This is a genomic window from Streptomyces sp. NPDC054813, from assembly GCF_053611365.1.
The window spans coordinates 507,501-528,412 of record NZ_JBSHAF010000002.1 but is presented as its reverse complement, the minus strand read 5'-3'; the positions used below and the strand labels follow the sequence as shown (position 1 = coordinate 528,412).

At 70.8% G+C, this 20,912-nt stretch carries 19 protein-coding genes; 5 read left to right on the top strand and 14 right to left on the bottom strand.

The window, feature by feature from the left end:
* Positions 1-118: 118 nt before the first annotated feature.
* From fxsA to ACWGJB_RS05775, 4 genes are all read right to left on the bottom strand, one after another.
* A complete protein-coding gene (fxsA, locus tag ACWGJB_RS05790; protein WP_453378979.1) occupies positions 119-685 on the bottom strand; it encodes an FxsA family membrane protein in 567 nt (188 codons plus the stop codon).
* Between the two features lie 98 nt (positions 686-783).
* On the bottom strand, positions 784-1,584 hold the full coding sequence (locus ACWGJB_RS05785; RefSeq protein ID WP_453378978.1) for a polyprenol monophosphomannose synthase: 801 nt from the start codon (positions 1,582-1,584) through the stop codon (positions 784-786).
* A 591-nt stretch (positions 1,585-2,175) separates the two neighbouring features.
* A complete protein-coding gene (locus ACWGJB_RS05780; RefSeq protein ID WP_453378977.1) occupies positions 2,176-3,792 on the bottom strand; it encodes an amidohydrolase in 1,617 nt (538 codons plus the stop codon).
* Between the two features lie 162 nt (positions 3,793-3,954).
* The gene (locus ACWGJB_RS05775; RefSeq protein ID WP_053759891.1) at positions 3,955-4,395 is read right to left on the bottom strand and encodes an Lrp/AsnC family transcriptional regulator; all 441 of its coding nucleotides are present in this window, start codon (positions 4,393-4,395) and stop codon (positions 3,955-3,957) included.
* Between the two features lie 267 nt (positions 4,396-4,662).
* Here ACWGJB_RS05775 and ACWGJB_RS05770 point away from each other — a divergent pair, with 267 nt between their 5' ends.
* Entirely contained in the window at positions 4,663-5,121 is a 459-nt protein-coding gene (locus ACWGJB_RS05770) for a hypothetical protein (RefSeq protein WP_453378976.1), read from the top strand.
* 1 nt (position 5,122) lies between these two features.
* On the opposite strand, the gene ACWGJB_RS05765 is transcribed toward ACWGJB_RS05770, so the two are convergent.
* From ACWGJB_RS05765 to ACWGJB_RS05755, 3 genes are all read right to left on the bottom strand, one after another.
* On the bottom strand, positions 5,123-6,226 hold the full coding sequence (locus ACWGJB_RS05765) for a phosphotransferase family protein (protein ID WP_453378975.1): 1,104 nt from the start codon (positions 6,224-6,226) through the stop codon (positions 5,123-5,125).
* A gap of 14 nt (positions 6,227-6,240) precedes the next feature.
* On the bottom strand, positions 6,241-7,341 hold the full coding sequence (locus ACWGJB_RS05760) for a hypothetical protein (protein WP_453378974.1): 1,101 nt from the start codon (positions 7,339-7,341) through the stop codon (positions 6,241-6,243).
* A 351-nt stretch (positions 7,342-7,692) separates the two neighbouring features.
* Positions 7,693-8,865 (bottom strand): acyl-CoA dehydrogenase family protein, encoded by a 1,173-nt coding sequence (locus tag ACWGJB_RS05755; protein WP_453378973.1) that lies wholly within the window; start codon positions 8,863-8,865, stop codon positions 7,693-7,695.
* A 330-nt stretch (positions 8,866-9,195) separates the two neighbouring features.
* Between ACWGJB_RS05755 and ACWGJB_RS05750 the strand changes: the two genes are divergently transcribed.
* A complete protein-coding gene (locus ACWGJB_RS05750; RefSeq protein ID WP_360495284.1) occupies positions 9,196-10,437 on the top strand; it encodes a glycoside hydrolase family 18 protein in 1,242 nt (413 codons plus the stop codon).
* Between the two features lie 58 nt (positions 10,438-10,495).
* Here ACWGJB_RS05750 and ACWGJB_RS05745 read toward each other — a convergent pair whose 3' ends face one another.
* From ACWGJB_RS05745 to ACWGJB_RS05725, 5 genes are all read right to left on the bottom strand, one after another.
* Complete coding sequence (locus ACWGJB_RS05745; RefSeq protein WP_453378972.1) at positions 10,496-11,155, bottom strand: TetR/AcrR family transcriptional regulator; 660 nt, start codon at positions 11,153-11,155, stop codon at positions 10,496-10,498.
* Between the two features lie 65 nt (positions 11,156-11,220).
* Complete coding sequence (locus tag ACWGJB_RS05740) at positions 11,221-11,361, bottom strand: SCO1431 family membrane protein (RefSeq protein ID WP_453378971.1); 141 nt, start codon at positions 11,359-11,361, stop codon at positions 11,221-11,223.
* 96 nt (positions 11,362-11,457) lie between these two features.
* The gene (locus ACWGJB_RS05735) at positions 11,458-12,837 is read right to left on the bottom strand and encodes a peptidase C39 family protein (RefSeq protein WP_453378970.1); all 1,380 of its coding nucleotides are present in this window, start codon (positions 12,835-12,837) and stop codon (positions 11,458-11,460) included.
* 189 nt (positions 12,838-13,026) lie between these two features.
* Positions 13,027-14,481, bottom strand: a complete 1,455-nt coding sequence (locus ACWGJB_RS05730) for an amino acid permease (protein WP_453379041.1) — start codon at positions 14,479-14,481, stop codon at positions 13,027-13,029.
* Between the two features lie 110 nt (positions 14,482-14,591).
* Positions 14,592-15,542 (bottom strand): hypothetical protein, encoded by a 951-nt coding sequence (locus tag ACWGJB_RS05725; RefSeq protein ID WP_453378969.1) that lies wholly within the window; start codon positions 15,540-15,542, stop codon positions 14,592-14,594.
* Positions 15,543-15,813: 271 nt separating this feature from the next.
* Here ACWGJB_RS05725 and ACWGJB_RS05720 point away from each other — a divergent pair, with 271 nt between their 5' ends.
* The 3 genes from ACWGJB_RS05720 (at position 15,814) to ACWGJB_RS05710 (ending at position 19,341) form a co-directional block, all read left to right on the top strand.
* The gene (locus ACWGJB_RS05720; protein ID WP_453379040.1) at positions 15,814-16,434 is read left to right on the top strand and encodes a uridine kinase family protein; all 621 of its coding nucleotides are present in this window, start codon (positions 15,814-15,816) and stop codon (positions 16,432-16,434) included.
* Between the two features lie 430 nt (positions 16,435-16,864).
* The gene (locus tag ACWGJB_RS05715; protein WP_453378968.1) at positions 16,865-18,724 is read left to right on the top strand and encodes an AAA family ATPase; all 1,860 of its coding nucleotides are present in this window, start codon (positions 16,865-16,867) and stop codon (positions 18,722-18,724) included.
* 50 nt (positions 18,725-18,774) lie between these two features.
* Positions 18,775-19,341, top strand: a complete 567-nt coding sequence (locus ACWGJB_RS05710; protein ID WP_453378967.1) for a hypothetical protein — start codon at positions 18,775-18,777, stop codon at positions 19,339-19,341.
* A gap of 95 nt (positions 19,342-19,436) precedes the next feature.
* Here the strand turns inward: ACWGJB_RS05710 and ACWGJB_RS05705 are convergent, their stop codons facing one another.
* Positions 19,437-19,850 carry an SRPBCC family protein gene (locus ACWGJB_RS05705; RefSeq protein WP_453378966.1) on the bottom strand — a complete coding sequence of 138 codons (414 nt, stop codon included), beginning with the start codon at positions 19,848-19,850 and terminating at the stop codon, positions 19,437-19,439.
* Positions 19,847-20,866 carry an aldo/keto reductase gene (locus tag ACWGJB_RS05700; protein ID WP_453378965.1) on the bottom strand — a complete coding sequence of 340 codons (1,020 nt, stop codon included), beginning with the start codon at positions 20,864-20,866 and terminating at the stop codon, positions 19,847-19,849. The genes ACWGJB_RS05705 and ACWGJB_RS05700 overlap by 4 nt, the downstream gene beginning before the upstream one ends.
* Positions 20,867-20,912: the final 46 nt, after the last annotated feature.

The window sequence follows — 20,912 nt, the reverse complement described above, 5'->3', positions numbered from 1 at the left end:
CTTCACTCTACACAACACACCCCCCCCGCCTCGGCGAGACTCACGGGGCCCCGCCCCCCCCCCCCCCTCGGTTTTGCTCCTCGGTCTCGGCCGGGACGACCGGCGAATCGGACCGCCCTCAGCGCGTCAGCGGCGGCCGCTCCCCCGTCGGCTCGTCACCCGGTCCCGGACCGTCGTCCCGGATGATCACCTCGCCCTGGACCACCCTGCCGTCGGGACGGTGGATGCGGGCCTGCTGGAAGGCGTTGCCCAGGGTGCCGGGGGCGGACGCGCGGAGCTTTCGGTCGAGGGTGCGTTCGGTGAGGCGGGAGACCGCCTTCTGGACCGGCGGCAGCAGGAGCAGCAGGCCGAGGGCGTCGGAGACCAGGCCGGGGATCATGAGGAGCAGGCCGCCCAGCATCATCAGGCCGTTGCCGCCGCCGCGCTCCGGTGAGCCGCCGCGCTGGATCGCCTCGTTGAGGCTCTGGAAGGCACGGCGCCCGGCCCGCTTGATGACCACGGCCCCGGCGACGAAGCCCGCCACCAGCAGCAGGAACACGGTCATACCGCCCGCCGCGCCCGCGACCACCGTCAGCAGCCAGATCTCCAGCACCAGCCACGCGGCGAGACCCAGCGGCAGATATCTGCCGAGCCGGGAACGCCGGGGCCGGGTGGTCTGCGGAGGGATCTGCGCGCCAGTCGTCATGCTCCCAGTGTGCCTGGGCCCGGCTCAGTGCGGGATAAGGGGATGATCAACCGGAACTGTGAGGTTTCCGGGCCCCCGCTGTGACAGCGGTGCCCGCTCTACCGGCCAGGACGGCCTGCCTTGCCGGTGATCTTGCCCAGCCGCTCGGTGACACCCCACGACGTGACCCGCCACAGGGCCTCCACCATGATGTCGCGGCTCATCTTGGAGTCGCCCAACTCCCGCTCGACGAAGGTGATGGGCACCTCGACGACATGGAAGCCGGCTTTGATCGCCCGGCGGGCCAGGTCGACCTGGAAGCAGTAGCCCTGCGACGCGACCTCGTCGAGCCCCAGCCCCTCCAGGGTCTCGCGGCGGAAGGCGCGGTAGCCGCCGGTGATGTCCCGCAGCGGGAGGTCGAGCGCGAGGCGGGAGTAGAGAGAACCGCCCCGGGAGATGAACTCGCGGGACTTGGGCCAGTTCACCACCCGTCCGCCGGGCACCCAGCGGGAGCCGAGCACCAGGTCGGCACTCTTCAGCGCGGTCAGCAGGCGGGGCAGCTCCTCCGGCTGGTGGGAGCCGTCGGCGTCCATCTCGATGAGCACGCCGTAGCCGTTGTCCATGCCCCAGCGGAAGCCCGCGAGATAGGCGGCCCCCAGGCCCTCCTTGCCCTTGCGGTGCAGCACCTGGACATGGTCGTCCTCGGCGGCCAGTTCGTCGGCGAGCTTGCCGGTGCCGTCGGGGCTGTTGTCGTCCGCCACCAGAACGTGCGCCTCGGGGACGGCCTGGCGCACCCGGCCGACGATGGACTTGACGTTCTCCGCCTCGTTGTACGTGGGGATGATCACCAAGGCCGTGCCGAGCGGGCCGAACCGCCTCTCCTGGGCCTGTGCCGCGAGGGTCCCGTCGCCGTCGTTCACTGCTGCCCCTTCATGTCGTACGCAGGGAACCACCATAGTGGCCACAGCCTGCACTGACGTGACAGCTCGTTCGTGTGGTGGTGTCGATTCCGAAAGAATGGGGTAAGGATGCCCGTTTCGGGTGCCATTCATCCGTGATTTCGCCAGCCCGTTCGACTACGGATGGGGGCCCGGCGCCCTTCGGGCCGACCTGGGACCCGCTGGCTGCGGGTCGACCGAAAGCCGTTGTCTACTGAGCGTCCGGGCCCCACCCGGGTCACACCTCCCGACCGGCCGGAACGAACGTTCCTCGTCGGCGCGGGCGCTGAGCCTGGCTCCCAGTGACGCTGCCCCGGTGCGGGGCCCCGTCCCTGACCCAGCGGCGCTGCGACGAGTGCGCGAACTGCTCCCCGGTCGGGCGTCCGGTGGTGGACTCGGCCGAACCTACCGGCCCGCTGCCGCTGGCTGTCAACAGCCGTTTGACCTGCACAAACAGCATCAAACCCCTGGTCAGCGCGGAGGATGCGCAGGTCGCGCGACGGAGCGGCGGCCGTCGATCACCGCCGCGCCACCCCGGGAGATCACTCGCCCGGCCGTACGAATGCGGCCGGGTCACTCGCCCGGTCGTACGAACACCGTCCGGCCGCCCACCACGGTGCGCAGACAGACCGGAAGCGCGCGGCCGGGGGTCAGGTCGGGCAGGCCGGGGGTGCCGGAGCGCGGGTCGGTGGACCAGCGGGCGACCCGGTCGTCCGGGGCCTGCACCACCAGTTCCTCGGTGCGCCAGACCGCGTAGTCGGCGGGCGCGCCCGGCACCAGGACGCCCGCGTCGTCCCGGCCGATCGCCCGCCAGCCGCCCCGCGTGTGCGCGGTGAACGCGGCGCGTACGGAGACCCGGTGCTCGGGCGTGTGATGGAAGGCGGCGGCGCGGACGGTCCCCCAGGGGTCGAGCGGGGTGACCGGGCTGTCGGAGCCGAACGCGAGCGGGACCCCGGCCCTGAGGAGCGCCGCGTAGGGGTTGAGGGTGCCGGCCCGCTCGGCGCCGAGCCGCTGGGCGTACATGCCGTCGGCGCCGCCCCACAGCGCGTCGAAGGCGGGCTGCACGGAAGCGATCAGACCGAACTCGGCGAAGGCGGCGATGTGCTCGGGGGTGAGCATCTCGGCGTGCTCGACGCGGTGCCGGGCGGCGCGGACGCGGGCCGGGCCGACCTTCTCGGCGGCGGCGCGCACGCCCTCCACCACGGTGCTCACGGCGGCGTCCCCGATGGCGTGGAAGCCCGCCTGGAGGCCGGCCTCGGTGCAGGCGGTGACATGGGCGGCGACGGCGGCCGCGTCCAGGTAGGCGGCTCCGGTGGTGTGGCCTGCGTCGCTGTAGGGCTCGTGCAGGCAGGCGGTGTGCGAGCCGAGGGCCCCGTCGACGAAGAGGTCTCCGGCGGCACCGAGCGCGCCCAGCTCCCGCGCCTTGTCGACGCCTTCGTCGGCCGCCTCCGCCCAGTAACCGACGACCCGGGGTCCGGGCACCTCCGCGGCGAGTCGCAGCAGGCCGGTGAAGTCGTCCTCGGAGGAGATCTTCGGCCCGCCGCACTCGTGGAGGGTGCCGATGCCGAGGGAGGCCGCGTGCGCGAGGGCGCTGCGCTGGGCCTCGGCACGCTGTGCGGGCGTCACGGCCGCGAACGCGGCGGCGCGTACGGCGTGGTGGGCGTCGCTGATGAGCGGGGCGTCCTCCCGGGAGACCGCACCGGGGACCAGGTCCAGCAGGGCCGTACTGACGACCGCCGAGTGGACGTCGATCCGGGACAGGTAGAGCGGGCGTCCACCGGTGGCCGCGTCCAGCTCGGCGCGGGTCGGCGGGCGGCCGCCGGACCAGCGGGAGGCGTCCCAGCCGTGCCCGAGCAGGACCCGGTCGTCCGGGCGGGCGGCGGCGAAGTCCCGTACCAGCGCGAGCGCCGCGTCCAGGGAACCGGCCCCGGACAGGTCGAGTCCGGTCAGGGCGAGACCCGTCGAGGTGGTGTGGACGTGGGCGTCGGTGAAGGCGGGGGTCACCAGGGCGCCGTCCAGGTCCACGACCTCGTCGGCCCCGTCCGCGAAGGCGTCGGCGGCCCCTTCGGACCCGACCCAGGCGACCTGCCCACGCTCCACGACCATCGCGGTCGCGAACGGATCGGCGGGACTGTGCACCTCGCCTCGGCGCAGCAGGACGGTCTTGGGCTCGGGGGCGCGCTCATTCATGGGGACCAGTCTCCCGCCTCACCCCGATCACTTTGAACGAGGGGCGCCCTGAACGCGCCCCGAAGGGGACGCGGGGCTGTTTTCGACATCCCGCTCCGCCGCGCGGGCGCGACCAGCCACGAACCACCCGCAGGCGACGAACGACCGACAGCTCAACGGCGCTCAGATCCTCGGCGGCCGCGCCTCATAAGGCGTGGACAACACCACCGTCGTCCGCGTGGACACCCCCGCCAGGCCGCGCAGCCTGGCCAGCAGCTCCTCCAGCTCGTGCGGGGTCGCCACCCGCACCTTGAGGATGTAGTTCTCGTCCCCGGCCACGCTGTGGCACGCCTCGATCTCGGGGACGCCGGCCAGCCGGTCCGCGATGTCGTCGGGGGCACTGGGATCGAACGGTTTCACCGAGATGAACGCCGTCATGGGCAGCCCGACGGCCTCCGGGTCGACGACCGCGGCATAGCCGCGGATGACGCCGCGCTGTTCCAGCCGGCGCACCCGCTGGTGCACGGCCGACGTGGAAAGGCCCGTGGCCTTGCCCAGGTCGGTGTAGCTCATCCGCCCGTCCTTGACGAGCAGCTGCACGATTTGACGGTCCAGCTCCTCCATGGCGCAAAAACTACAGTGCGCCTGATCTCCTGGGATACCTCGGCGACCCAGGTCATGGCCGGTTCGTGATGTCACGGAGAGCAGGTTGTGAGCCTGCTGAGGGACAAATCCACCGCACCGGGCACCTGCGGGCGGCATGTGACGAACGCCACAGCCCCCGAACAGGGCTCGTGATGTTCTCGTGATTACCGCCAAGACCGGACGGGAAGTGCTTGCTGTGGTCGAGGCCGCAGTGCCGTCACGGCCCAGCCCGAGGGGGAGTTACCCATGCAGAGTCTTAAGCGCCCTGGTCGTACCACGTCCAAGCGCCCGCAGCTGGTCGTCGAGCCCGAGCCGGAGGGCGTCGAACCCGACCTCTACGAGGCCGAGGAACTGGACGCGTACGACACCTTCGAGATGTACCGGGTGATCTGCCCGGACTGTGCGCAGCCGATCGCCCTGCTGGCGGACGAGGAGTTCCTGCCGGAGCACGCACTGTGCGCCTCGCCGTGGAACCCGTTCGGTCTCACGGTCTGTGCCGGCACGGGCCGTGCGGCGGCCGAGGCCCCGTCCGCGGACGAGTCGGTCGAGCCGCAGGAGCAGGACACCGCCCTCCTGCTCACCCTCCCCCAGGGTCTGGACTGGCGGACGCAGCCCTTCTCGCACGTCGGCGGCCCGGGCTCGCGCCCGATGCGCGTACCGGCGATGCGCCTCGGCAGCAGTGACATGGGCCGTCAGGCCGCCTGAGTCACCGCACCGCATCCCAGTAGCTGCCCTGCACCATGGCGCGCAGACTGCCGTGGTGCAGGATCAGTGTGTCCGGATCCGCCGGGACGGCGACCTCACCGAAGTACACCTGCCGATAGGCGATGCGCAGCATGACGATCGCGTGCCGCAGGGCCGCGTACAGGGTGTAGAAGTCCATGTCGCGCGGGGTGTGGCCGGTCAGCCGGGCGTAGCGGGCCTCGACGCGGTCGCGGCGCAGGAACCCGGGCAGTCCCGGCTGCCCGGAGGCGGCCGTGAGGTCCTGGAAGAAGCGGTGCAGATAGACGGTCCAGCCGAGGTCCACCTCGCGCGGGGCCGGTGCCGCCATCTCCCAGTCGAGGACGGCCACGGGGTCGAAGCCGTCGTAGACGACGTTCCCGATGCGTGCGTCGCCCCAGTTGAGGACCGGTGTGCCGGGCTCGTCCGGCCACAGCTCGGCAAGCCGGTCGAACGCGGCCTCGATCAGGGGTGAACGGGCGAGTCCGTCCACCACCCAGTCGTAGTAGGCGCGTTGGGACTCGACATGCCGGTGCAGGGCGTCGCCGTCCCCCGGGAGGGCGAGGAACTCCGCCTCGGAGAGGGGTACTTGGTCGTGCAGTCGGGCCAACAGGCCCACGGAAGCCGCTTCGAGTCGCTCGCGTTCGGTATCGCTCGCCGCATGCAGCCAATTCCCCTCGTACGTATAGGGCATGACGTCGGGTGGGACACGGCCCTCGGCCCGTTCCATGACGAAGAAGGGCGCGCCGAGCGGTCCGGGGTCCTCCTCCAGCCACAGGACGCGGGGCACCGGCACATCCGTGCGTTCGGCGACCAGCCGCATGGTGCGGTACTGGCGGGTGAGGTCGTACGAGGGGAAGACCGTGTACGCCGCAGGGTCGGCCGCCAGTCTCAACGCGCAGGCGCCCAGCGGCGGATGCGGGTGCTCGATCTCGAACAGCAGGGTCTCGCTGGACATGCCGTTGGAGGCGGGGGCCGTGACGCCGACGGCCTTGGCGCCGGGGAGCCGGGCGTCCAGCCAGGCGGTCAGCCGACGGGTGAGGTCCTCCGGGTCGCGCGTGGTGGTGCGTGGGCGCGGTTTCGTCGCCATCCCGGGCTCCTCCCTCAGGGCGCCACCGAGTCGAAGCCGGTGAAGCCGCTCGGATCGTGTCTGCCGAACGAGCCGTGCTCGAAGATGCCGTGGCCGACCCGGCCGTCCAGCCGGAAGCGGGCGGAGTGGTCGGTGACGCCGTAGGCCGCGCGGGGGTGCGGTGCGGTCATGTCGTAGGTACGGCGGTCCGTCCAGGCGTGGCCCTGCCAGGTGCCGTGCTGCCAGTCGTCCGCCGGTGGGTAGCCGGCGCCGATCGCGAGCGGTGAGGAGGCGAGGATCTCCACCTCCAGCTCCTGGGGCTTGCGCGGATCGCCGAGGTGGACGACGGCGTGCTCCGGGTGGCGGGTGCCGGAGCGGTAGCCGATCTCGGCGTGGGGCCAGCCGAGTTGGCGGTCGCGGTGGCCGGGGCGGACCAGGGTGGCGTCGTTCAGGGTGCGGTAGCCGTCGGCGTCCTCCTGGGTGACGACTATCAGGAAGCGGTCCTCGAAGCGGACCGGGCACCAGATCCAGTGGAAGCCCTCGGTCGGGTTCTCCTCGGCGAGCCGCCCGCCCTCCTCCCCCGGTATCGGGCGGACGCCCCAGCTGCGGTCCCGGGTGCCGGTCCAGCCGGCCGGGTCGACGCGGAACTCCTCGCCGCCGGCCCGGATCACCCCGGACACCCCCCCGGCCTGCACGAACCTGCGGCCCTCCAAGGTCAGCCGGTCGCCCCGGCGTTGCAGATGGTGCGGCTCCCACAGGGCCGGGAAGCCGGCGGTCCAGGTGAGATCGCAGGAGAGCGCGTCGTCGTCGCAGGTCAGGCGGAAGCGCCGGAGCGGCTCCTCGACCTCGATGCGCAGCGGGCCGACCGCCAGCCGCATCCGGTCGTCGCCGAGGGCGTCCGAGGCGCGTACCGCGTACAGGGTGTCCCCGGTGCGCAGGGTGGCGTAGGCGTCGATCACTCCGACGTTCGGGTAGACGCCGAGGCCGAGGATGAGCAGGGCGCGGCCGTTGTGGTCGAGGACGTGGAAGATGCAGCGGTCGTAGGCGTTCCGGTCCCCGGTGGCGACGTGCTTCATGGAGAGCGGGACCTGGTGCACCGGGTACTCGTCGAGCGGTACGGGACGGTCGTCGGCCATGGCGGGCCTCCCCGGAGGCTGGAGACGGTCCGGCTGACGGTACGTCAGAAAACGGGAAGGGGCCAGATCCGGGAGGGGACGTCCACGAACTCACGCACGATTCGGGGCATCGGTGACCAGGGCGGCCGCCCCCGCGTTGGCCGGGCATGACGACCACCTACACCGCCCTCGGCCGTCAGCGCCGTATCTTCGTACCCCCGCCCGCGGCGTCGGCCCCGCCTCCCGCGCCGCAGGACCCGCCCATCTACCGCGATCTGATGCGGACCTGGGCCGACCGGGGCCGCACCCTGCCGGGCCGCCATGACCCGGAGTGGGTCAGGCTGGCGGCCCCGACGGTCTCACGGGGGCAGTTCAGCGACTTTCCGGTCCCGCCACATGACGGGCGATGACCATCCTCTGGATCTGGTTGGTGCCCTCGACGATCTGCAGGACCTTGGCCTCGCGCATATAGCGCTCGACCGGGAAGTCTGCGGTGTAGCCGTAGCCGCCGAGGATCTGGACGGCGTCGGTGGTCACCTTCATCGCGGTGTCGGTGCAGTGCAGTTTGGCCATCGCGGCCTGCTTGGCGAACGGCCGGCCCGCGTCCCGCAGCCGGGCCGCCGCCAGGTACAGAGCGCGGCCGGCCTCGATCTGGGTGGCCATGTCGGCGATCATGAAGCGCAGGCCCTGGAAGTCGGAGATGGGGTGCCCGAACTGCCGCCGTCCGGTCGCGTAGGCGACCGCCTCGTCCAGGGCCGCCTGGGCGAGGCCGATGGCGCAGGCGGCGATGCCGAGCCGGCCGGAGTCCAGTGCGGACAGCGCGATGGCGAAGCCCTGGCCCTCCTCACCGAGCCGCCGCTCGTCCGGGACCCGGACGTCGTCGAAGTGGACCTGGGCGGTGGGCGAGCCCTTCATGCCCATCTTCTTCTCCGGAACCGCGCCGCTCAGGCCCTCGGCGTCACCGGGGACCAGGAAGGCGGTGATCCCGTGCGAGCCCTCCCCGCCGGTGCGGGCCATGACCGTGTAGAAGTCGGCGATGCCGCCGTGCGTGATCCAGGCCTTGGTGCCGTTGATCACCCACTCGTCGCCGTCCCTGACCGCTTTCGTGCGCAGGGAGGCCGCGTCGGAGCCGGAGGCCGGCTCGGACAGGCAGTAGGCGCCGAGCAGGCCGCCGCCGAGTACCGCGGACAAGTGCTCGACCTGCTGCTGCTTGGTGCCGTAGGCGGCGAGCGCGTAGCTCGCGAGGGTGTGCACACTGACGCCGAGGCCGACGGTGAGACGGGCCGTGGCCAGCTCCTCCAGGACCTGGAGGTAGACCTCGTAGGGCTGGTCGCCGCCGCCGTACTCGGCGTCGTAGGGCAGGCCGAGCAGTCCTGACTCGGAGAGCAGGGTGAAGACCTCGCGCGGGAAGCGTCCGGCGTCCTCCTCCTCGGCCGCCCGGGGCGCGATCTCGCGCTGGGCGATCTCCCGGACGAGCGAGATCAGGTCCCTCGCTTCTTCCGTGGGCAGCTGACGCTCCACCGGCTGCGGGTCGCGGTCGGACATGGCGTCGGTCTCCTCCCTGTCGGGCACCAGCGGTCGCGGCCCGTCGGGTAGGGGCGGCTCCGCAAGTCGTTCGAGTGCGGCCCAGGTCGGCCTTCCGGGTCACGGAAGCTGCTGACCAGCGGCTGCGCAGTGAGTATGCCCGATCGGGGACCTTCCGTCACCAGTTAACGACCGCTTACTTCTCGAATTCCAGGTCAACATTCGGCCGCCCCGATATTGGTCCGAACCATTGACCCGACTGGTCTAGTCCTCCTAAGGTTCATGACCAACGCTTTACCGCGTTCATGCCAATCGGCGCGCGTTCCCCTCTCCCCCAGGAGGAGACACCCGATGCACACCCCTCACCGCTCCCGGTTCCGGGCACTGCTCTCCGCGGCCTGTTGCGCCGTCCTCGGCGCCGGACTGCTGGCCGGCGCGGGCACCGCGTCCGCGGCCGCCCCGTCCGCTCCGTCCGCCCCCCAGGTGCAGGCCGGCTCGAAGGTGGTCGGCTACTTCACGGAATGGGGCGTCTACGACCGCAAGTACCTGGTCAAGAACGTCGAGACCTCGGGCTCGGCCGCGAAGCTCACCCACATCAACTACGCCTTCGGCAACGTCACCGGCGGCAAGTGCGCGATGGGCGACTCGTACGCTGCGACCGACCGCGCCCACACCGCCGCCGAGTCGGTGGACGGGGTCGCGGACACCTGGGACCAGCCACTGCGCGGCAACTTCAACCAGCTGCTGAAGCTGAAGAAGAAGCACCCGAACCTGAAGATCCTCTGGTCCTTCGGGGGCTGGACCTGGTCGAGCGGGTTCGGCGAGGCCGCCAGGAACCCGGCCGCCTTCGCCCAGTCCTGCTACGACCTGGTGAAGAACTCCAAGTGGGCGGGTGTCTTCGACGGCATCGACATCGACTGGGAGTACCCGAACGCCTGCGGCAACACCTGCGACACCAGCGGCCGGGACGCCTTCAAGAACCTGATGGCGGCGCTGCGCTCGAAGTTCGGGAGCAGCGCCCTGGTCACCGCCGCGATCACCGCCGACGCGACCAGCGGCGGCAAGATCGACGCGGCGAACTACGCGGGCGCGGCACAGTACGTCGACTGGTACAACCCGATGACGTACGACTACTTCGGCGCCTGGGACGCGACCGGGCCGACGGCCCCGCACTCGCCGCTGAACTCCTACTCCGGCATCCCGAAGGCGGACTTCTCCACCTCGGCGACGATCGCCAAGCTGAAGGGCCTCGGCATCCCGGCGTCCAAGCTGCTGCTCGGCATCGGCTTCTACGGCCGCGGCTGGACCGGGGTGACCCAGGCGGCGCCCGGCGGCACGGCGACCGGCCCGGCGGCGGGGACCTACGAGCAGGGCATCGAGGACTACAAGGTGCTCAAGACCAAGTGCCCGGCGACCGGCACGGTGGGCGGCACGGCGTACGCCAAGTGCGGGAGCAACTGGTGGAGTTACGACACCCCGGCGACCATCGCGACCAAGATGACGTACAAGAACCAGCAGGGCCTGGGCGGCACCTTCCTCTGGGAGCTGAGCGGCGACACCGCAGGCGGTGAGCTGATCAAGGCCGTCAACTGACCCCGGTCACGGGGGGCTTGGGGCGGGGGTTCCACGAGACCTCCGCCCCTTGTACGTGTCAGGTGTCCCGGCGGGCCGGGGCAGGCGCGGGGTAGGCGGGGTCCAGTTCCTCGATGGCGCGCATGGTGCCGCCGAGCGTCTTGACCAGCAGTTCGCGCATGGTGTCGCGGGAGAGTTCGGGGTGCTCGATCCAGCTGAGGGTCGCGCCCTCCACGCTGCACAGCCAGGAGAGCAGGCCCATCCTGGCCAGCGGGGCGATGTCGCTTCGGCCGTAGGCGCCTTCGGCGATGGTCCCGACCATCGCCTCGCGCACCCCGTCACGGATGGAGTGCACCTCGGCGTCGAAGCCGACGCCGCCGCTGACGATCGTGCGGTACGCGGCCTGGTGGTGCTCGGCGTAGCGCAGATAGCTGTCGATGGTGCGGTGGACGCGGTCCACCTGGGGCAGCTCCAGGCCGCTCCCGGCATAGGAGACCAGGTCGGCGACCGAGTCCTGGATGATCGCCAGGTAGTAGCCCCGCTTGGACTGGAAATAGTAGTAGATCAGCCCTTTGGCGACATGCGCCTGCCTGGCGATGTCGTCCATGGAGAGCGCGTCGTACGAGGTGTCGGCGAACAACTTCCGCCCGATGGCGATGAGTTCGGCACGACGGGCCACGGAACGCTCGGTGCCGCGCGCCCGGGGACGGGCGGCGGCACGCTGTTGACTAATATTCAATTTAGACCCTGGTCTCAGCAGGCTGCGGGACATCCGCAGTATGCCAGGTCGGGTAGTGGGTCAGGTCACAGCAGCCCGAGTTGGGTCACCAACATGGCGATGACCACGACAAGGGTCCAGCCCATGACGTGTTCCAGGACCTTCGGGCCGTCGTCCCTGGGGCCGCCGGTACGGGCGCGGGCGGCGGTGGTGGAATGCGTGGTCATACCGTCCACCATGCCACTCGTTGCGGCTTTTGCGGCGGAGAGCTTGGTCACAGGAAAGCGGCCCCCGGTCCGTCCGGAGGCCGCCGTCGTGCCTGGTCAGCGCACCCCCACCGCCGCGAGCGCCTTGAGCTGGCTCGGGCTCGGGCAGGCCGGGAAGTACAGGTAGCAGACGCCGCCGGTGCCGGAGGCGACCTTGCCGCCGGCGTTGTACCGCTTCGTCCTCAACCAAATGTTCTCGAACTCCCGCCGCAGATAGACCCGGCGGACCGCGTCGTCGTCGGCCGAGCACGGGTCGTTGGCGATCACGTCGCCGTCCGCGGTGAAGCCGATCACCGTCATCAGGTGCCCCGAGGTGCCGTAACCGGCGCCCGTCAGCTCGCTCGCCAGGAACGACTGGGACGTTATGGCCGGGATGCCGGCCGCGATCAGCGTCTCCAGGTCGGTGAGCGAGCCGAGTCGCGTTATCACGCCCTGCAGGTCCTTGTAGGTGGACGCGTAGGCGGCGTTGAACGGCCAGTTGCCGCAGCCCGCGTACTGGTAGTCGTAGGTGTACCGGGCCGCGTGGCAGACCTGCGGGTCGGCGTACGACGGGTCGACCCAGGCCAGTTGCGCGGGCGTGAGCCGGCCGCCCCAGTACTCGACGATCATCTGCGAGGAGGTGGGGCTGCACCAGGCCTCGCCGCCGTTGTCGTACTCGGGGTACTGGCCTTTGTGGATCTCCTGCGAGTAGCGCGGGACCTTCAGCTCCTGGGCCAGCCCCGGGACGGAGGCCGGGACGGTGAAGCGGTCCGGGATGTCGGAGCCCATGGCGCCGAGCCGCCAGACGGTCGGGGTGAGCTTGGTGCCGGGCTTGCGGTAGAGGGTCAGGCGCAGCTGGTACGAGGTCAGACGCAGGCCGGTGGTGGCGTCGTCGATGGCGAAGGTGTCCGTCCAGATGGTGCTCTTGCCGTCCGTCTGGCCGTCCACCGAAGTCCGCCTGATGTCCTGGTCGCCGGCGGCCCAGCGGCCCATCACGTACCAGGGGGTCGCGGTGCCGTCGGAGTAGGTGCCGTGCAGTTCGACCTGGATCCAGGTGCCGGCCGGGGTGTCCGCGTTCCAGGAGGCGATGGTCTCGGTGGCGGGCACGGTGAGCCGGCGCACCGGGCCGGTCCAGGTGCCGTACTCCCAGCGGGCGGTGGTGCCGGTGTGCGGGTCGGTGTAGGAGGTGGTGCCGACGGGGGTGCCGATCACCACGCCGGGACGCCGCCCGGCGACGGCACCGACGCCCTTGGCGGCGCCGGTCCGCCAGTCGCTGTGGGTGGTCCACGAGTGGTAGTCGACCGGACGGGTCCGGGCCCGGCCGGTGTCCTCGGTGTCGGTGTCCGACGCCGCGGCCGCGGGGACCGCCGGGACCACTCCCTGGGCGACGGCGGCCGCCGCGACGGAGGCCGCGGCGGCCAGAACTGTTCTGCGGGACGGCTGTTCGGCTCTGCTCATGGGTGGAAGACCCCCAGGTGTGCGCGACGCTGCTGGTCCGGTGCGAGACTGTGCGCCAACTATGGAGCAGCGGGCATGCCCCTGCCAGCACTTCCGCCCATGCCACGCCCACCAATATTGGTCTCGTCCGCTGAAAGGACCCCGGCGCTCCACACCGGGGTGTCCTCCACCGGAGCTCCCGCACCGCCGTCAGATGAGGTCCATCGCGGCGACCTCGTCGGGGCGGCCGTAGCTGACCGGCCCTTGGAAGCGGCGGCGGGCGGTGGCGAACCACCAGGCCGTGGCCACGACCAGGACGACGCCCAGGGCGATCGGCGCGTAGTTGAAGGTGTCGACGGTGATCGGCGATGCCTGCGGCAGCATGAACAGGACGCTGCTCAGCAGGATCCAGGTGACCGCCAGCCAGCCCACCGGCCTGCTCCAGCGGCCCAGGTTCCACGGCCCCGGCTGGAACCCGTCGCCCAGGCGCAGCCGCAGGAACACCGGCACGGCGTAGGCGAGGAACAGCCCGACGACGTTGACGCTGACGATCGCCGTGAACGCCGTGTGCGACCACCAGCCCGGCACGATCAGGGCGAGCGAGCAGGCCACCGCGAGCCATACGGCCTTGACGGGGGTACGGGTGCGGGGCGAGACCGAGTGCCACAGCCGGGAGCCGGGCATGGCGCCGTCCCGGGAGAAGGCGAAGATCTGCCTGGTGTTGCTGGTGAGATTGGCGAGGCCACAGAAGAGCATGGCGCCGATGACGACGAGCAGCATCGCCTTGGCCCAGCCCATGCCGAGTCCGTCGATGAGAATCTGGACGGGCGGCGCGGAAGAGCTCGCCACCTTGTCGTAGTCGCCGATGCTGTACACCAGCGCGAGCATCAGAACGAGACCCGTGATCGCCGAATAACCGATCGAGCGGATGATCCCCCTGGGGGCGTTCACGGTCGCCCGGACCGTTTCCTCGGACATGTGGAAGCTGCCGTCGAAGCCGGTGAAGGTCCAGCTGGTGACCAGCAGGCCGAGCATGCCGCCGTAAAGGCCGTTGGTGAAGCCGGTGTTGTTCACGAAATGCGTCACGAAGGATGCCGACTGATGGTGGGCAGGCATCACGATCAGTGTGCTCACGATCACCACGAGTCCGATCAGCAGCCACCACACGGAAATCCGGTTCAGTACGGCGACGAGCTGCACGGTGTAGGTGTTGGCGAGCCCCTGGACCACGATGATCAGGGCCGTGATCAGGACCGTCTGGTGGGCGGTCGGGGTGTACGAGGACCACTGCAGGGCGATGAAGGCCTGGATGAAGGTGGCCGCCGCGTATCCGGTGGCCGCGGTACCGCCGATCTGGCCCACGAAGTTCAGCCAGCCCGTGTACCAGGACCAGGCACCCTTGTGGCGTTTGGCGAGTTTACCGGCCGAGAAATACAGCGCGCCGCTCGTCGGATAGGCAGAGGCGACTTCCGCCATGGCGGCACCGATGCACAGCACCATCACGCAGACACCGATCCAGCCGAACACGAGAATGCGGGGGCCGCCCGCGTTCATACCGAATCCGAAGGACGAGAAAATCCCGGAGAGAATATTGATGATGGTGAAGGAGATAGCGAAATTGTCGAACGCCTGGAATCGGCGGGTGAGTTTCCGCGGATAACCCATCGCGTGCAGGGTCGCATCGTCGTCGAGGATGACGGGGTCCGCTGTGCGTTCTGACACGTACCGGCCTTTCTCTCTGTGAGGGTCTCTCTATGAGGGCTGTGAGGGTCTCTCTATGAGGGGGTGGGCAGGCCGCAGGCGCGGCGGGCCCGGGAGAGCTGCTCGGCGGGCTCGCCGAAGACGCTCCAGGGCATACGTGAGGCGTATCGCCCCATGGCCGTGAAGACCGCCCGGGCCTCGAACTCACGCTGGGCCATGACCAGGGCGTGCGCGAGGTAGGCCAGGTCGAGCACCGGGGTGAAGCGGTATCCGGCCGCCGCGGGCTGCCAGTTGTGGTAGATCGACAGTGCGGTGGCGCGCCACTGCGGTTGTTCCCAGACCCGCTCGGCGAGCAGTTGGGTGGGGTTGTGGCTCTCCACCAGCGCGACCAGGGGCAACAGCCGTATCGCCGAGTCGGCGGGGGCCCGTTGGGCGAGGAAGGCGGCGACGTCCCAGGCGGCGTTGACCGAACCGCCGTAGCGGGTGAAGAAGAAGGACAGGAAGCGGTGGTGGGCCTCGCGGTGCCAGGGGTCGAGGGCGAGCGCGTGCGCGAACAGCCGCCAGGGGCCGGGCGGCGAGGTCAGCAGGCCGCCCGGGGCGGGGTCGTGCGGTCGGTGCAGCCGGGCCATGGCCAGCTTGGCGGCCCAGGGTGTGGGATCGGCGGGGTTCATGGCGGAGGCCCGCTCGCAGGCGGCGAGGGCGATCCGCTCCAGCGCCTCGGCGCGCTCGTCGCGGGCGTCTGCCGCCCGGATCGCCCGCTGCACGGCCACCCGGGCCCACATCAGCGCGGACTCGGCGCTCGGCTCCTCGGCCAGCCAGCGCTCGACCAGGTCGGTACCGGCCGCCTCGGAGGCCAGGATCAGGGAACGGTGGGCGCGCAGGGCGAAGTCGGCGCGGGTCTCGGCCAGGGCCTCGCGGGCGCTGCGATATCTCCCGGCGCGCACATCCACGCAAACGCTCGCGAGCAAGCGGTCATCGGCCGCCGGATGCCATACGTACTGCCCCTCGAATAACTCCGCGGCCATCTTCCCCTGTCCGTCCCCGTTCGACGCTTCGCAGTCGCGCAGAAGGCACCCTACTCAGCGGCACACGCACCGGGAACGTCCGATTTCGACATATCGGTCAGCGGGTCGGAAATATTAGCGAGGACGCTGGAGAACGGCTCGAAATTAGTTCAAGCCGATACTTCTCGGGGGCCGTAAACGCCCGCTATGCGCCGCACTACTAGAATGTTTCCGGAAAACACCCCACACCACGCGACACCACACCACACCTCAGCACACCCCGGGAATCGTCATCCACCGCCTCGCCTCCGCGCTCCAGAGCCTGCCGCCTTCCTGCGGCCCGGTCCGCCTCGTCGGCGTCGACGGGCACGCCGGCTCCGGGAAGACCACCTTCGCCGGGCGGTTGGCCACCGCGCTGGGCGGGGCGCCGGTCCTCCACCTCGACGACATCGCCAGCCACGCGGAGCTGTTCGGCTGGACCGGACGGCTGCTGACCGAGGTGATCGAGCCACTCGGCCGCGGCGACACCGCCCACTACAGGCCCTACGACTGGCGCACCCGCGCCTTCGGCCCGCCCCGCCCGCTGCCGCCGGCCCCCGTGATCCTCGTCGAGGGCGTCGGCGCCGGGCGGCGGGCGCTGCGCCCGTTCCTGGCGCGGCTGCTGTGGATGGAGGTGTCCCCGGAGGAGTCCTGGACCCGGGGCAGACTGCGGGACGGGGTGGAACAGCGGGACTTCTGGGTCGAATGGGTCGGGGCGGAACGCGCACACTTCACCGAGGACCCTTCCAGGCCCTACTCCGACCTCCTGGTAACACAGTCACAGAAGGGGTACGAGGTACTTCCGGGGCCCGAGAAGACCATTGGACCGGACCACACGGTCACCCACCGTGAGGGGCCGTCGGCAGTGTGCTGAACTTGTGAAGACGCGCCCGTAAGAAGTTGCCTCAGTACCTCAACTCGGCTTGACCCAATGGCCGTACAGGACTTACGTTCTGAATGAGCGGCCCCTGGGAGCCGCCCCACAGACGCGAAGCCCCCGGTTGTTCCCCCGTGATCGGGGGCTTCGTTCTGCCCTTTACCCCTTTTGTGTGCGCCGCGTGCGCTTCCTTGCTCACCCTCGGTCACCGGGCGGTGTGCGCCCGGTCTGCTCCCACCTCGCCAAACGGCCTGTGCGGCACCCTTCGGCGGGCGGTGGAACCGCAGGTACGATGCCCTCGGTGCGACCTTCGAACGGCTGCTTCGCGCATCTGCAACTCCGGTCCGCGGCACAGCGGTTCGACCAACGGCGGCCATCGGGGGGAGCCCGGGGGCCAACCACGGGGGCACGGTTTGTGGGGGACGTGATGGAATTCGGCACGCAGGGCCTCGAGGCCCCGGCCGACCTCGCCTGGCTGCGAGGCGTGGACGCCTACACGATGGGCGCCTATCCGCAGGCGGAGGAGGAGTTCCGCGCCGCGGTACGGATGGATCCCGGGATGGCCGACGCCTGGCTCGGGCTGCACGCGCTGCGCGTCGACACGACGACCGCGCTGCTCAGAATGTTCCGGCACCGGGACCGCTTCGGCGATCAGCGCGCCCGGCACCGCCGCGCGCTCAACTCCTGGTACTGGCTGGGCTGGTGGGTGCAGCCGGTGCTTGAGAACCCGCGCGATCTGCTGCTCGCCCACGCCTCGCACTGGCTGGACGGCCGGCACGTCCCGGAACTCGACCGGGCCCTCGCCGGGCTGCCGCCCGTGGACGCCGACCCCCAGGTCCGCTTCCTGCACGCCTGCCGGGCCTATCTGGTCAAGGACTGGGAGCAGTTGGTACGGCACACCGACCCGCTCCTCGACGATCCCATGCTGGGCATCGAGGCAGGCCTCTTCGGCGGCATGGCCCGGGTCCGCCTCGAAATGTACGGGCAGGCCGAACCGTTGCTCTCGGCGGCGCTGATGCGCTGCCGCAGCGAGCAGCCGCAGCGCAAGGAGCTGCGCTACTGGCTGGCGCGGGCGCACGAGGGCACCGGGCGCAGCGCCGCCGCACTCCCCCTCTACCGGGCCGTGCACCGGGTCGACCCCGCGTTCATGGACACCTCGGCGCGGCTGGCCGCGATCGCCGAGGGCGACGGGTACGACGACAGCGCCGACCTCGCGGCGATCACCCTCGCCGGCGCCGGGCAGGACGTGGTGGACGGGCCGGACATGCTCGACCCGCTCTTCGGCACGGAGGGCCGCGATCTGCGGTTCGGGGAGGCGGAGCCGCCGGCCGGGGCGATGCCGTCGGTGGTCGATCCGGCGGTGCGCGAGAAGGTCGTACCCTCGCCTCCGCTGCCGGCCGGGCCGACCGACCCCGCGTTACTTGAGGAGGCGCTCGCCGAGTTGGAGCGCATGGTCGGGCTTGAGCCCGTGAAGCGGCAGGTCAAGGCGCTGTCGGCACAGCTGAACATGGCCCGGTTGCGGGCCGGGCAGGGGCTGCCGGTGCAGCCGCCGAAACGGCACTTCGTCTTCTCCGGGCCGTCCGGCACCGGGAAGACCACCGTCGCGCGGATTCTCGGGCGGGTGTTCTACGCGCTGGGGCTGCTGGGCGGCGACCACCTGGTCGAGGCGCAGCGGGCCGATCTGGTGGGCGAGTACCTCGGCCAGACCGCCGTGAAGGCGAACGAACTGATCGACTCCGCGATCGGCGGGGTGCTGTTCGTGGACGAGGCTTACTCGCTGTCCAACTCCGGCTACGGCAAGGGGGACGCGTACGGTGACGAGGCCTTGCAGGTGCTGCTGAAGCGGGCCGAGGACAACCGCGACCACCTCGTGGTGATCCTGGCCGGCTATCCGGAGGGCATGGACCGGCTGCTGGCCGCCAACCCCGGCCTCTCCTCCCGCTTCACGACCCGCGTGGACTTTCCCTCCTACCGGCCCCTGGAGCTGACCTCGATCGGCGAGGTGCTGGCCGCGGAGAACGGCGACGCGTGGGACGAGGAGGCACTGGACGAGCTGCGGTCGATCGCCGGGCACGTGGTCGACCAGGGGTGGATCGACGAGCTGGGCAACGGGCGGTTCCTGCGGACGCTGTACGAGAAGAGCTGTGCGTATCGGGATCTGCGGTTGTCGGTGTACCCCGGGGTGCTGTCGCGGGACGACCTGGCGACGTTGCGGCTGCCGGACCTGATGCAGGCGTACGGGGAAGTGCTGTCGGGGCGGGGGCCGCAGGATCCGGCCGGTATGTAGGTGCCGATACGCCGGTCCGGGAGGACGCTGTGGTGGGGGAAGAAGGACCGATGCCGGCGCCCGGTCTGTTCGAGCTGGAGACCGTCGTGGTGGGGCAGCCGAAGCGGTCATGGTGGCGCAGATACACGGGGCCCGGCCTGGTCCTGTCCACCGTGACGGGGACCCCGCTCGGCCAGGTCACGTACACCGACGACGCGCACTCCGTCCTCACCAGGACGTCCGGCGAGCTCATCGTCCGTATCGAACAGTTCGGACCGGTGCAGTTCCGCTTCATCGATGCCGCGGACCGGGAGGTCGGCACCGTCGATACCCGTGGACTCGTCAAGGCCCGCCGGCTGGGCCTCCGGACGGAGGGGGGACGCCGGCTCCTCCTCACGCGGCTGGGTCTCCTGTACGCCGAGTGGCATCTCACGGAGACCGATCCGGAAGGAGGCCCGGCGCCGGAGATCCTCGGCCGGGTCACGGTGAGCACCGTCGACTCGTGGATCGGGTTGCAGCAGTACGTGGTCGAAATGGCCCCCCGGCTGGACGCCTCCGATCGGCGAACCGTCGTCGCCTCGGTCGTCTGTCTGCACCTGCTCCGCCGGCCTCCGGGTGACACGGCCACGCCGGTGTGAGCCTCGCCCCGCCCCAGCGGCCGGAGCATGCCTGCCCGAGAGCAGCCGGGATCGCCGGGATCCCGGCTGCTCTCGGCGGCTGTCGCCCGCCCCGGTCAGGCGGCGAGTGTCTCCGCCAGGGCGGCCAGGCCGTCCCGGTAGATGCCCTCGAAGAGCGCGGTAGCCTCGGCATCGGTGACACCGTCCGCGGTGAACGTGCCCGACCACTCCACCCGGCATCCGTCGCCGCCGCGGTCGACGACCTGCAGCGTGGAACGGTAACCCGTGACGGGGAAGGGGGCCTGCTCGATCGAGTAGGTGTAACTGCGGGCTGTCTCGTCGAAGGCTTGGAGGCGTTCGACGATGACGGCGCCCTCGGCGTTCGTCAGCGTGCGCAGCCGGCCGCCCTCGCTCGACCGGCTCCCCGTGATGTACGGCAGCCAGTCGGGCAGGGAGTCGAAGCCACCGATGAGCTGCCAGACCCGGTCGGCGGACTGCCGCACGTCGAGGGTGGCGCGGGCGGCGGTCACGAGGCGTCCTTCAGGGGGACCGGCGCGTCGTGCGCGATGATCTTCTGCTCGCGCAGGGCCTTCCAGAAGCCGTACGGGACGGGCTCGACGAGCGCGGCGAGGTCCTCGGCGATACGGCTGGGCCGGGTCGCGCCGGGAATGGCCGCGGCGACGGCCGGGTGGGCCAGCACGAACTGGAGCGCGGCGGACTTGATGCCGATGCCGTGCTGCTGCGCGAGCGCCTTGATCCGGCCGACCTTGTCGACGATGTGCGCGGGCGCCTCGGCGTACTCGAAGTGGCTGCCGCCGGCGAGGATGCCGGAGCTGTAGGGGCCGCCGACGACGATGTCGACGTCCTGCTCGGCCGCGGCGGGCAGCAGGCGCTGGAGGGCGCGCGAGTGGTCGAGCAGCGTGTATCGGCCGGCCAGCAGGAACGCGTCGGGGTGCGGCTCGTCCAGGTCCAGCGTCATCTCCAACGGCTCGACCTTGTTGACGCCCAGGCCCCAGGCCTTGATGACGCCCTCGTCGCGCAGCCGGGTCAGGGCGCGGAACGCACCGGTGCGGGCGCTCTCGTACACGCCGACCCAGTCGTCGCCGTAGAAGTCCTGGGCGACGTCGTGCACCCAGACGATGTCGAGGCGGTCCGTCCTGAGGCGCTTGAGGCTGTCCTCGACGGAGCGCAGCGTCGCGTCGGCGCTGTAGTCGTTGACCATCTTGTTGGGGCGGCCGTGCTCGAACAGAGCGCCCTTCTCGCCGAGTTCACGGCTCGCGGGGTCCTCGACCTCGTCGAGGATGACCCGGCCGACCTTGGTGGACAGGACGTACTCGTCGCGCGGCTTGTCGGCGAGGACGTCGCCGAGCCGGATCTCCGCCAGTCCCGCACCGTACAGGGGCGCGGTGTCGAAGTAGCGGATGCCCTGGTCCCAGGCGGCCTGCACGGTGGCGGCGGCCTCGTCGTCGGGAATGGCGCGGAACATGTTGCCGAGCGGTGCGGTGCCGAAGCCGATACGGCCCGGCAGGAGGGAGCGGATGCTCATGGTGGTGCCTCAATCTGCGTTACTGCGTGGGGGGTACGAAGCGGGG

Coding starts and splice junctions, on each gene's coding strand:
- ACWGJB_RS05735 (WP_453378970.1), bottom strand. CDS start 12,837: ATGAGCAGAGCCGAACAGCCGTCCCGCAGAACAGTTCTGGCCGCCGCG.
- ACWGJB_RS05775 (WP_053759891.1), bottom strand. CDS start 4,395: ATGGAGGAGCTGGACCGTCAAATCGTGCAGCTGCTCGTCAAGGACGGG.
- ACWGJB_RS05780 (WP_453378977.1), bottom strand. CDS start 3,792: ATGAATGAGCGCGCCCCCGAGCCCAAGACCGTCCTGCTGCGCCGAGGC.
- ACWGJB_RS05755 (WP_453378973.1), bottom strand. CDS start 8,865: ATGTCCGACCGCGACCCGCAGCCGGTGGAGCGTCAGCTGCCCACGGAA.
- ACWGJB_RS05725 (WP_453378969.1), bottom strand. CDS start 15,542: ATGGCCGCGGAGTTATTCGAGGGGCAGTACGTATGGCATCCGGCGGCC.
- ACWGJB_RS05710 (WP_453378967.1), top strand. CDS start 18,775: ATGCCGGCGCCCGGTCTGTTCGAGCTGGAGACCGTCGTGGTGGGGCAG.
- ACWGJB_RS05740 (WP_453378971.1), bottom strand. CDS start 11,361: ATGACCACGCATTCCACCACCGCCGCCCGCGCCCGTACCGGCGGCCCC.
- ACWGJB_RS05715 (WP_453378968.1), top strand. CDS start 16,865: ATGGAATTCGGCACGCAGGGCCTCGAGGCCCCGGCCGACCTCGCCTGG.
- fxsA (WP_453378979.1), bottom strand. CDS start 685: ATGACGACTGGCGCGCAGATCCCTCCGCAGACCACCCGGCCCCGGCGT.
- ACWGJB_RS05700 (WP_453378965.1), bottom strand. CDS start 20,866: ATGAGCATCCGCTCCCTCCTGCCGGGCCGTATCGGCTTCGGCACCGCA.
- ACWGJB_RS05750 (WP_360495284.1), top strand. CDS start 9,196: ATGCACACCCCTCACCGCTCCCGGTTCCGGGCACTGCTCTCCGCGGCC.
- ACWGJB_RS05730 (WP_453379041.1), bottom strand. CDS start 14,481: ATGGGTTATCCGCGGAAACTCACCCGCCGATTCCAGGCGTTCGACAAT.
- ACWGJB_RS05760 (WP_453378974.1), bottom strand. CDS start 7,341: ATGGCCGACGACCGTCCCGTACCGCTCGACGAGTACCCGGTGCACCAG.
- ACWGJB_RS05770 (WP_453378976.1), top strand. CDS start 4,663: ATGCAGAGTCTTAAGCGCCCTGGTCGTACCACGTCCAAGCGCCCGCAG.
- ACWGJB_RS05765 (WP_453378975.1), bottom strand. CDS start 6,226: ATGGCGACGAAACCGCGCCCACGCACCACCACGCGCGACCCGGAGGAC.